Below are 11,494 nucleotides of genomic sequence, written 5' to 3' on the forward strand. Positions count from 1 at the left end.
CACCCCGCTTCCGCTGTCTCGCCCGAAGGACCAGCCGCCGTGCTGACGCCCGCCCCCGCCACATCCCCCGCCGCAAGCCCTGCCGAAAAACTCGTCTGCCGCAACGTATGGAAGGTCTTCGGCGCCCGCGCGGATGAGGCCTTCGCCCATCTCGGCCGCGATCCCGCGCCCGATGCGCTGCTGCAAGCGGGCCTTGTCCCCGCCGTCCGCGCGGTAGACCTGTCGGTGCAGACGGGCGAGATCTTCGTCATCATGGGCCTGTCGGGTTCCGGCAAATCCACCCTCGTGCGCTGCCTGTCGCGCCTGATCGAACCCACGGCAGGCGAAATCCTCTTCAACGGCCAGAACCTCCTTGCCGCCTCGGAAGCCGAGATGATCGACCTGCGCCGCCACAAGATGGGCATGGTGTTCCAGCACTTCGCCCTGCTGCCCCATCTGACCGTGCTCGAAAACGTGGCCTTCCCGCTCGAGGTGCAGGGAATCGACCGCAGCCGCCGCGAAGCCCGGGCGCGCGAGATCATCACCCTCGTCGGCCTTGCGGGCCGCGAAGCCAGCTACCCGCGCCAGTTGTCGGGCGGCCAGCAACAGCGCGTGGGCATCGCCCGCTCGCTGGCGGTGGAACCCGAACTCTGGTTCCTCGATGAACCCTTCTCCGCCCTCGATCCACTGATCCGGCGCGAATTGCAGGATGAATTCCTCCGCCTGCAATCGGCCCTTCGCAAGACCATCGTCTTCATCACCCATGATTTTGACGAGGCGATCCGTCTGGCCGACCGCATCGCCATCATGAAGGACGGGCGCGTGGAACAGATCGGCACGCCCGAAGACCTCGTCCTCACCCCCGCCACCGATTACGTCCGCGACTTCACCCGCGCCGTCCCAAAGGCCAAGGCCGTGCGCGTGGCCTCCCTCGCCCGCCCCGATACCCCGCCCGACGGCGCCCCCCGCATCCCCGCCCGCGCCACGGTGGCCGAGGCCGGCACCGCCCTTCTCGGCGGCGCCGACACCCTCGCCGTGGTGGATCAGGCAGGCCGGATCATCGGATCCCTGCGGCGCGAAGATGTGGTGACCCTCATCCTCGGCGGGGCCGGATGACCGCCCTGCCCGCCCCCGCCCCCACCATCGCCAGCCCGCGCCTGATCTGGGGCATCGCCCTGTCCTTGGCCGCGATCCTCTGGCTATGGGGCCAGACGCTGGCCCCCTTCGCCTTTGAATACCCAAAGGCCCTGCAAATCCCCGCCGCGCGCTGGATCGGCGGGGCGATCACCTGGCTGGTGAAAGAGGCAAGCCTCGGCCCCCTCGCCTTTTCCGACATCACCCGCGCCATCGCCGCGCTGATCGACCTGCCCTATCGCGCCGTCCTGTCGCTCCTCGCCACCGGCCTTCTGTCGGGCGAAGGCTCCAGCGCCGTGCAGCTTTGGCCGCCCCTGCCTTGGGTCGCGGTGGTGGGCCTCATGGCGCTGATCGGGCTTTATGCCGGGGGTCTGCCGCTGGCCCTGACCGCCGCCGCCTGCATGACCTTCATCGCCGTCTTCGGCCAATGGCAAAGCGCCATGGTCACGCTTGCCTCCATCGTCGTGGCCGTCCCCCTAGGCGTGGTAGGTGGCCTGCTCATCGGCATCGCCGCATGGCGCACCCCGTGGCTCGACCGCGCGCTGAAACCCTTTCTCGACCTGATGCAGACCATGCCGGTCTTTGCCTATCTGGTGCCGATCCTGATCCTTTTCGGCTTCGGCCCCACGGCGGCCATCGTCGCCACGCTGATCTATGCCATGCCGCCGATGATCCGCATCACCACGCTGGCCCTGCAGCGCGTGCCGGCGGAAATCCACGACCTCGGCCGCATGGTGGGCTGCACCCCCCGCCAGATGACGTGGCGGGTGCTGGTGCCATCCGCGCGCGAACCCCTGCTGGTGGGCGTCAATCAGGTGATCATGCAATCGCTCAACATGGTCATCATCGCCTCGATGATCGGCGCGGGCGGGCTTGGCTTCGATGTCCTGAACGCACTGCGCCGCCTCGATTTCGGCGCGGGGCTCGAGGCGGGGCTGGCCATCGTGGCGCTGGCCGTCACGCTCGACCGGCTGTCACAGGCGCTTGCCCGCCGCAGCCGCGGCCCGCGTCCCGCGGGCAACGCCCTGCACCGCCACCCCTATCTCGCCGCCGCGCTGGCCCTGATCGTGGCGACCACCCTGATGGGCCAGCTGATCCCCGCCATCCAGACCTATCCCGAAGCCGCCCGCCTGACGACCAGCCCCTTCTGGGCGGCGGCGGTGGAATGGATCAACGTCAACTTCTTCGACACGCTCGAGGCGATCAAGAACGCCATCCTCCTCGGCCTCCTGATCCCGGTGAAGCGCTTCCTCCTGTCGCTGCCATGGCTGGCCGTCGTGGCCCTGCTTGCGCTTGCCGGCTGGCGTTTGGGCGGCTGGCGGCTCGCCCTGCTGACGGGGGGCCTCTCCTTTCTCATCGCCGCCACCGGGCAATGGGAAAAGGCGATGATCACCGTCTATCTCTGCGGCATCGCCAGCCTGATCGCCATGGCGCTGGGCCTGCCCATCGCCATCGCTGTGGCCGACCGCGACCGCGCATGGACGATCACCCGCGCCCTCATCGACACGCTGCAAACCCTGCCCTCCTTCGTCTACCTCATGCCCGTGGTCATGCTGTTTCGCGTGGGCGATTTCACCGCCCTCATCGCGGTGGTGGCCTATGCCATCGTCGCCTCCATCCGCTACACCGTGCTGGGCCTGCAAGGTGTGGACCCAAGGCTGATCGAGGCAGGCCGCGCCATGGGCTGCACCGACTGGCAGATCCTCACCCGTATCCGCCTGCGCCTTGCGCTGCCCGAAATCCTTCTGGGCCTAAATCAAACGATCATGTTTGCGCTGGCCATGCTGGTGATCACCGCCCTCGTCGGCACCCGCGATCTTGGGCAAGACGTGTACATCGCGCTGACCAAGGCCAATCCCGGCAACGGCCTTGTCGCGGGCCTCGCCATCGCCTTCATCGCCATCATCGCCGACCGCCTGATCCACGCCGCCGCCGAGGCGCAGCGCCGCAAGCTCGGCCTCGGGGGGCCCGCATGACAGCCGACATGATCCCCGCCAAACTCCGCGCCCTTCCCTTCACCGGCCCCATCACCGCCGAACCCCTGCTGGGGGGCCTGTCGAACGAAAGCTGGAAGGTCACCGATGCGCGCGGCCCCCATGTCGTCCGCTTTGGCCACGACTTCCCCTTCCACCACGTCGATCGCACGCGCGAGGTGATGGTGGCCCGCGCCGCCCATGCCGCAGGCTTCGGCCCTGCCGTCGAACACGCCGCCCCCGGCGTGTCGGTCGTGGAATACCTGCCCGCCCGCACCTGGGGCCCCGAAGACCTCCGCGCCAACCCCGAACGCGTGGGCGACCTTCTGCGCCGCTTCCACCACCAGATGCCCGCCCATATCGCGGGCGCGGCCTTCCTGTTCTGGCCCTTCCACGTCATCCGCGACTATGCCCGCACGCTCCACGCGGGCGACAGCCCCTTCACCCCCGACCTGCCCGCCCTTCTGAACCTCGCCACCGAACTGGAAGCCGCCCAAATCCCCCTGCCCCTCATCTTCGGCCATCACGACCTGCTGCCTGCCAACTTCCTCGACGATGGCACCCGCCTCTGGCTGATCGACTACGAATATGCAGGCTTCGGCACCGCGCTGTTCGACCTTGCCGGTGCGGCCTCCAACGCGGACATGACCCCGTTCGAGACCGACCGCCTGCTCCTCGCCTATTTCGGCGAAAGACCCGCCCCCCCCCTCCGCCGCGCCTTTGATGCCATGCAATGCGCGAGCCTCTTGCGCGAGGCGATGTGGGCCATGGTCTCCGACCTCCACCTCGCCGCACCGGGGGCCGATTACGCGACTTACGCGCGCGAAAACCTCACCAAGCTCGACGCCGCCCTCACCCAATACCACTCCGCATACGGAAGCGCCAAATGACCCTCCCCTCCCATGCCCAGATCGTCGTCATCGGCGGCGGCATCATCGGCTGTTCCACCGCCTACCACCTCGCCCGCGACCACAAGGCCGATGTGGTGCTTCTGGAACAGGGGCAGATCACCTCGGGCAGCACATGGCACGCCGCGGGCCTTGTGGGCCAACTGCGCGCCTCGGCCTCTATCACCAAGGTGCTCAAATACTCGGTGGAACTCTACAAGGGCCTCGCCGCCGAGACGGGCCTTGATACCGGCTGGAAGATGACGGGCTGCCTGCGCCTTGCCACCAATCCCGACCGCTGGACCGAATACCGCCGCCTCGCCACCACCGCCCGCTCCTTCGGGATGGAGATGCACCTGATCTCACCCGATGAGGTGAAACGCATGTGGCCGCTCATGGACACCTCCGATCTGGTGGGGGCAAGCTGGCTGCCCACCGACGGGCAGGCCAGCCCGTCGGACATCACCCAGTCGCTCGCCAAGGGCGCGCGGATGCATGGCGCACGCCTGCATGAAGGCGTCACCGTCACGGGCTTTGCCATGGATGGCCGCCGCATCACCGCCGTCCACACGACCCAAGGCACGATCACCTGCGAAAAGGTCGTCAACTGCGGCGGCATGTGGGCGCGCGAGATCGGCGCCATGGCCGGCATCACCGTCCCCCTGCAACCCGTCAAACACCAATACATCATCACCGAGAAAATCGACGGCCTCTCCCCCGACGCCCCCACCCTGCGCGACCCCGACCGCAGGACATACTTCAAGGAGGAAGTCGGCGGCCTCGTCATGGGCGGCTATGAACCCAACCCCCAAGGCTGGGTCACGGGCGATATCCCGAAAAACTGGGAATTCCGCCTGTTCGACGATGATTATGACCATTTCGCCCAGCACCTCGAACAGGCCATCGCCCGCGTCCCCGCCTTGGAACAGACGGGCGTCAAGCAGATGATCAACGGCGCGGAAAGCTTCACCCCCGACGGCAACTTCATCCTCGGCCCCGCACCGGAATGTGCCAACATGTTCGTGGGCGCGGGCTTCAACGCCTTCGGCATCGCAAGCGGGGGCGGCGCTGGCTGGGTCCTTGCCGAATGGGTCATGCGGGATGAGGCGCCGCTCGACCTCTGGGTCGTGGACATCCGCCGCTTCTCCGGCCTGCACAAAGACCGCCAATGGGTCTTTGACCGCACGATGGAGGCGTATGGCAAACACTACACCATCGGCTTCCCGCATGAGGAATACACCAGCGGCCGCCCCCGCATCACCTCGCCCCTCTACCAGCGCCTCAAGGATCACCGCGCGGTGTTCGGCTCCAAACTCGGCTGGGAACGCCCCAACTGGTTCGCGCCGCAAGGGATGGACGCCCACGACATCTACAGTATGGGCCGCCAGAACTGGTTCACCCCCGTAGGGCAGGAACACGCCCATGTCCGCGAAAAGGTGGGCATCTTCGACCAATCCTCCTTCGCCAAATACGAACTCTCCGGCCCCCGGGCGGCCGAGGCGCTGGAATGGATCTGCGCGGGTCGCGTCGCCCGCGATGTGGGCCGCCTGACCTATACCCAGCTTCTCAACACCCGCGGCGGGATCGAGGCCGATCTGACCGTCGCCCGCCTGTCGGAAGACCGCTTCTACATCGTCACCGGCACGGGCTTCCGCACCCATGACATGGCCTGGATCGCCGATCACCTGCCCGCTTCGGGCTGCACCCTGACGGATGTGACCGAAGACTGGGGCACCCTGTCCCTCATGGGTCCCATGGCCCGCGACGTGCTGGCGAAAGTCACCGATGCAGACGTCTCCAACACCGCCTTCCCCTTCGGCCATGCCCGCGACATCACCATCGCCGGGGCCTCCGTCCGCGCCCTGCGCGTCACCTATGTGGGCGAACTGGGGTGCGAGTTGCACACCCCCCTCGCCCAGACCGGCGCCGTATTCGACGCGCTGATGCAGGCAGGCGGCGCGCATATCCGCCCCGTGGGCTATCGCGCGCTCGAATCCCTGCGTCTGGAAAAGGGCTACCGCGCCTGGTCCTCCGACATCACCCCCAATGACACGCCGTTCGAGGCGGGCTTGGGCTGGGCCGTCAAACTGCGCTCCAACACCCCCTTCATGGGCCGCGCGGCGCTGGAGGCAGCACAGACCAAACCGCTCACCAAACGCTTCGCAGGCTTCACCACCGACCGCGATGCCGTGCTGGTGGGGCGCGAAACGATCCTGCGCGATGGCGAACCCGTGGGCTATCTCACCTCGGGCGGCTATGGCTACACGGTCGGTCAGGGCATCGGCTACGGCTATGTGCGCAACCCGGATGGCGTGGCCGATGACTGGCTCACCTCCGGCCGCTATGCGCTGGTGGTGGCGGGCGACACCCTGCCCGCGACGCTGGCGCTCCGCCCCCTGCACGATCCCGAAGGCCTGCGCATCCGCGCCTGACCCCCTGCTGGAAGGCACGGGCGAATCACGCCCGCGCCCCTTCCCTGTCGTCATGGTTAACGCTTTGCGCGCCACCCGTGCGTATGCACGCCCGTCTGCACCCGTTCCTGCACCCGTTCCTGCACGTTCAGAAACCGGCCAGACGCGGAATAAACACAGCGCCCGCAGGCACTTGCACTACGCCTACCCCCGCCGCAGCACCACCGCCAGCGACGGCACCGTCCCCGCCTCCCCGGGCATCGAGACATAGGGTGCCGTCCGCTCCACCACCGCCACGCCCGCCATCCCCTCCAGCGCCGCGCCAAAGCCTGCGTCCCACAGCGTCGTCTTGACGGTCAGCACGATCGGCCCCCCCGCCGCCGTGATCCGCACCAGCTCTGGCACGCCCTCGATCCCCACATGCCCCGTGGTGAACACCCCGGTCGAGATGACGCCCGCGAACTGCCCGGAAACAAACGGCAATTCCCGCCCCAGCGCCAGATGATGCAGCCGCGCATAGGCCCCCTTGGCCCGCGCCACCGCCAGCATCCCCTCTGACAGATCCAGCCCCTCGACCGGCGCAAAGCCCAGGATCCCCAGCCAATCGCCCAGCAATCCCGTCCCGCAGCCCGCATCCAGCACCGGCCCCGCCCCGCGCGGCAGATGACGGGCCAGCAGCGCCAGCCCCACCGCCGGGTGCCGATACCCGGCCTTGGCCATCTCGGCATCGTAAGTGCCGGCCCAGCCGTCATAAATCGCGGCCACATCCTCGGGCGCGCGGGCGTCATAGACCGCGCCCAGATGCCCGTCATGCTTGCCCTGCGCCATTGGCCCAACTCCCCGCTTTGCCTCTGCGCCAGCTTGCGTCAGACTGGCCCCAGACGCAACGACGGGGCCAGACATGACCGATGACATCGCCGCCATCGCCGCAACAATCCCGGCAATTCAAGGCTTTACCGGCACGCCGCGCCGCCTGGGCGGGTTGACGAACCGGGTCTGGCAGCTGGGCGATCACATCCTGCGCATCCCCGGCGAAGGCACGGCCGAATATATCGACCGCGAAAACGAAGCCGCCGCCGCCCGCGCCGCCGCCCGCGCGGGCATCGCCCCCCCGGTTATCCACGCCGATCCCGCCACCGGCCTCATGGTCACCCGCTTCATCCCCGACACCGTCACCATGACGCCCGACCTTTTCCGCAGCCGGACAGGCAGCCCGGACCGCGCGGCACGCGCCTTCCGGCGGCTTCATGACAGCGGCGAGGTGTTCCCCGCGCGCTTCGACCTTTTCGCCATGATCGACGAATACTCTGCCCTTCTCGGCACGAAATCCGTATCCCTGCCAACAGGTTACGCCGATGCCCTGGCGGATGCGCAAGCCGCCCGAAAGGCCCTCGCCGCCCATCCCGTGGCCCTTGTTCCCTGCCACTGCGATCCTTTGTGTGAAAACTTCCTCGATACCGGCAGCCGCATGTGGATCGTGGATTGGGAATATTCCGGCATGAACGATCCCATGTGGGATCTGGGCGATCTGTCGGTCGAGGCAGGCTTTGACGCGGCGCAGGATGCAAGCCTGCTGCACACCTATTTCGGCGGCCCTCCCCATCCCGCCGACCATGGCCGCATGGTGATCTACAAGGCGATGTGCGATCTGCTGTGGACGTTATGGGGGCTTATCCAGCACGCCAATGGCAACCCGGCCGACGATTTCCTCGCCTATGCCGATGACCGCTTCACCCGCTGCCGCGCGCTGATGCAAACCCCCGGCTTCGGCGCCCATCTGGACGCTGTCCGCCGCGGGCGGTGACGCCTGCACCAAAGGCGCGCTGCGGCAACGAATCATTCAGAACCGCGCATGTACACTTTCCCACCGGCTCTGCCCATTCGCGCGACAGGCCCCCTCCACAGCACACGCAAAGGTGGTGCCATTTCCACAATCGCTGTGTTGAAAATCCGCACTGGCAGAGATTTCTTGCCAACCGATCGGAAAAGGGTTTCTTCCTGCAATGAATATGTCATTAACAAGTCTTAACGCTGGTTGCATTGTGGCGGTGGGTTCGATGCCCTCTGCACGGGGAGATTAAGAATGTTTAAATACGCCAAGACCTGCCTTCAGGCCCTTGCCGCCGCCGTCGTGATCGGCAGCGCCGCACAGGCCGCGCCCGTGAACTTTGCCGTGAACACCGCGGCATCGTCGGTGACGATTTCGAACTGCCGCGTCGCTGACGGCACGTCCAGCGGCTGCATCGCGACCGGTGCGCTGGCCCCGTCGCTGATCGCATCGCCCAACATCGTGGTGACGCCCAATACCGGGCCGGTCTTCTTCAATCTGTTCCGCATCACCTCGGCCCAGATCGACCCCTTCGTTCCCGACCTGTTCGACATCACCGGCACGCTCAGCTTCCTCTCCCCGGCCGTCACCTTCATCGGCGGTGGCGAAGGCTCGGGCTTCACCACCGATTTCTCGGGCCGCTTCAACAACGGCAACCTCGTCTGGGATGCGATCGCCCCGATCAACGTGCCGGGCGTGGGTCTTGTGACCGTGACCTTCGCCAACGCCGGGCCGGTGGTCTTCGGCGCGGGCGTGAACAACCCCAACGTGCGTAACGTGATCATCCAAGGCTCCATCAGCGTTGTTCCGCTGCCTGCGGGTGTCCTGCTTCTGGGCACTGCGCTGATCGGGCTTGCCGGTCTCTCGCGTCGCCGCAAGTTCGCGGCGGCCTGAGGGCGGAACCCATCGCAATCTGGGGCGCCTCTGGCGCCCCTTTTCTTTTGCGCGGCCCGTCCGGGGGCCGTCTGGATCAGTAGCCCGTCACCGCGCCGACCGCCCGGTACTTGTTCAGCGCAATGCCCACCAGCGCCGTCCGGGCCGAGATATCGCGCACACAGGCATCAATCTGCGCAGATGTGGTATGTTCGGCCGTGGTCACCAGCAGCGCGCAATCGACATTGCCCAGAAAGGCCAGCGTGTCATCGGCCTCCATCAGGGGCGGCAGATCAAAGATCACCACATCCGGCCTGTAGGCGCGTTCGATCTCCTTCAGAACGCCCGGCACGCCTTCGCTGTGCAAAAGCTCTGCCGAATTCAGGCTGCGGTTCCGCGTCGAAAGCACAGCAAGATTATCCCGCACCCGGATCAGCGATTGCGGCAGCGGCACATCGCGGGTCAGCACCTGCGCAAAGCCCGATTTCGGCGACAGCCGCATCGCCCGGGCCAGCGACGGGCGGCGCAGATCGGCGTCGATCAGGATCGTGCGCAACTCCTGCTGGCGCGACAGGCTGAAGCCCAGGTTCATAGCCACCGTCGTCTTGCCGCAATTCTTGTCGGCCGATGTGATGGCGATGCGCTTCCAGCCTTCGGCCTTCATCCGCTGCAACACCTTGGTGCGCAGCATGTCAAAGGCCGTCGCGTTCTGCGAAAGGCCAGCCGTCACGATCCGGGCGCGGTCAAGGATGCGTTCCGTCATGCTCGATTTCGGCAGCGCGTTCCAATCCAAGGGCTCGAAGGCTTCGATGATGTCATCATCGTCTTCGACCATAGAAAGATCGCTCGGATCGAAGGCCTCGCTCCGGCTTTCCCGCTGGGCCCGCGCACGGGCAATGGCGGATTGCACGCGTTCGACAGCCATATCAGAACCCCCCACCCAGACGCGCGGGAAGCATCTCGCGCGCCCTGTCCACCACAGCGGCCTTAAGCCGCGCCACCTCATCCGGGAACATCAGCGCGAAGGCCACCAGCGCGAACACCGCGATGCCGATCGCGCCCCACGCCACCCAAAGCGCCACCACCTCGCGCTGCGTGCGCACATGCGGCAGCGTCATCACCATGCGATCCCCGGCCACCGCCACGATGTCCTCGGGCCGCCGCACGACGTTGCGCAGCATCTCCAGCGCCATGATCAGCCCCGTCGCGGCGGCAAGCGCCCCGACGATCGCGATCAGCGCGATGCGCGGCCGGTTCGGGCTATAGGGCCGGTCGGGACGCACGGCCTGTTCGATCACGCTGATGCGACGGCCCTTTGCCATGCTTTCGATCAGTTCCCCGATCTCGGCCTTGGCGAGGTTGCCGATGGCAAGGTCATACTGGCTGCGCACATTCTGATAATCGCGTTCCATCGCCTCCAGCCGGATACCCACGCGGGGCGTCTCGGCGATGGTGGCGCGCAGTTCCTCGGCCCGGGCCACCAGCTGTTCCCGCTCCTCGTCAAGATAGCCAAGCTCCGTCACCAGATCGCCGCGCCGCACGTCCCGTGTGGTCAAGCCGGTGCGCGGACTGGTCGCTTCGGCATCGGCGGGTGCGTCCTCTGCGGCAGGTTGCCCGCCGGTCAGCCGGTCAATACGGTCGATCTGATCCAAAAGCACACGGCGACTGCGGTCCAGCTGAACCATGCGTTCCTCGATCACGGCCAGATCCTGACGGCGGAACATCAGGCTGTCAGGCAGCGCCGTGATGTTCTGCTCCTTGTAGGACTGAATCTCGATCGACCGGGCGGCAAGGTCCTTTTCCAGACGGTCCACTTCCTGTTCGAAGAACAGCTGTGTCTGCCGCGCAAGCTGGACGCGGGTGGCCACATCCTCCTGCAGGATCAAGGTCACCAGTTCATTCGTGACGGCTGCCGCCACGTCGGGATTGGGGGAATCAAACCCGATACGGACCAAGAGCGCATCCGTAGGGGTGGCGTTGCGGCCATCCGTGGACGGGCCGATCAGGATGCGGCTGCGCAGATCGCTCACGATATCGCCCGCAGACAGGGCATCGGCCCCGGGGCGCCCTTCCGACGCATAGATGCGCAAACGATCCGCAAGGCTGATCAGCACATCGCGCGACAGAACCCGCTGTTCAATGATCTGAAGCTGTTCGGACGCATTGGTTTGCACCGTCGATGCCGCCAGCTCGTCCGGGATCTGTTCCGATTCCACGACCAAAAGCGCCTCGGCCCGATAGACCGTGGGCAGGGCCGCCGCAATCAGCAGGCCCAGCCCCGAGATCACGCCGAAAACCAGCAAAAACAACAGCATCCAGCGCCGCGCGCGCGACAGGAAAAAGGGCAGATCCACCTGCACCGGGGCAACATCCGTCATCGCCGCCCCCCGCAGAGACCATCCGCCGCCC

The 11,494-nt window shown here is 66.7% G+C and carries 9 protein-coding genes; 6 read left to right on the plus strand and 3 right to left on the minus strand.

The window, feature by feature from the left end:
* Positions 1 to 39 precede the first annotated feature (39 nt).
* The 4 genes from GU920_RS02960 to GU920_RS02975 are packed head-to-tail and all read left to right on the plus strand — an operon-like array spanning position 40 to position 6,405.
* On the plus strand, positions 40 to 1,095 hold the full coding sequence (locus GU920_RS02960) for a quaternary amine ABC transporter ATP-binding protein (RefSeq protein ID WP_328799227.1): 1,056 nt from the start codon (positions 40 to 42) through the stop codon (positions 1,093 to 1,095).
* Entirely contained in the window at positions 1,092 to 3,089 is a 1,998-nt protein-coding gene (locus GU920_RS02965; protein ID WP_161765475.1) for an ABC transporter permease, read from the plus strand. Before GU920_RS02960 ends, GU920_RS02965 begins: the two co-directional genes overlap by 4 nt.
* Positions 3,086 to 3,976 (plus strand): choline/ethanolamine kinase family protein, encoded by an 891-nt coding sequence (locus GU920_RS02970; RefSeq protein WP_161765476.1) that lies wholly within the window; start codon positions 3,086 to 3,088, stop codon positions 3,974 to 3,976. The genes GU920_RS02965 and GU920_RS02970 overlap by 4 nt, the downstream gene beginning before the upstream one ends.
* Positions 3,973 to 6,405, plus strand: coding sequence for a GcvT family protein (locus GU920_RS02975; RefSeq protein WP_161765477.1), 2,433 nt, complete (start codon positions 3,973 to 3,975; stop codon positions 6,403 to 6,405). The genes GU920_RS02970 and GU920_RS02975 overlap by 4 nt, the downstream gene beginning before the upstream one ends.
* A gap of 183 nt (positions 6,406 to 6,588) precedes the next feature.
* Here the strand turns inward: GU920_RS02975 and GU920_RS02980 are convergent, their stop codons facing one another.
* Complete coding sequence (locus GU920_RS02980) at positions 6,589 to 7,212, minus strand: class I SAM-dependent DNA methyltransferase (protein ID WP_161765478.1); 624 nt, start codon at positions 7,210 to 7,212, stop codon at positions 6,589 to 6,591.
* 73 nt (positions 7,213 to 7,285) lie between these two features.
* Here GU920_RS02980 and GU920_RS02985 point away from each other — a divergent pair, with 73 nt between their 5' ends.
* Together GU920_RS02985 and GU920_RS02990 are read left to right on the plus strand one after the other, a co-directional pair.
* Positions 7,286 to 8,188 (plus strand): choline/ethanolamine kinase family protein, encoded by a 903-nt coding sequence (locus tag GU920_RS02985; RefSeq protein ID WP_161765479.1) that lies wholly within the window; start codon positions 7,286 to 7,288, stop codon positions 8,186 to 8,188.
* 279 nt (positions 8,189 to 8,467) lie between these two features.
* A complete protein-coding gene (locus GU920_RS02990) occupies positions 8,468 to 9,106 on the plus strand; it encodes a VPLPA-CTERM sorting domain-containing protein (protein WP_161765480.1) in 639 nt (212 codons plus the stop codon).
* 76 nt (positions 9,107 to 9,182) lie between these two features.
* On the opposite strand, the gene GU920_RS02995 is transcribed toward GU920_RS02990, so the two are convergent.
* Together GU920_RS02995 and GU920_RS03000 are read right to left on the minus strand one after the other, a co-directional pair.
* Positions 9,183 to 10,010 carry a CpsD/CapB family tyrosine-protein kinase gene (locus GU920_RS02995; protein WP_161765481.1) on the minus strand — a complete coding sequence of 276 codons (828 nt, stop codon included), beginning with the start codon at positions 10,008 to 10,010 and terminating at the stop codon, positions 9,183 to 9,185.
* Position 10,011: 1 nt separating this feature from the next.
* Entirely contained in the window at positions 10,012 to 11,463 is a 1,452-nt protein-coding gene (locus tag GU920_RS03000; protein ID WP_161765482.1) for a GumC family protein, read from the minus strand.
* Positions 11,464 to 11,494 lie beyond the last annotated feature (31 nt).

It is taken from the genome of Paragemmobacter ruber (genome assembly GCF_009908315.1).
Lineage (GTDB): Bacteria > Pseudomonadota > Alphaproteobacteria > Rhodobacterales > Rhodobacteraceae > Paragemmobacter > Paragemmobacter ruber.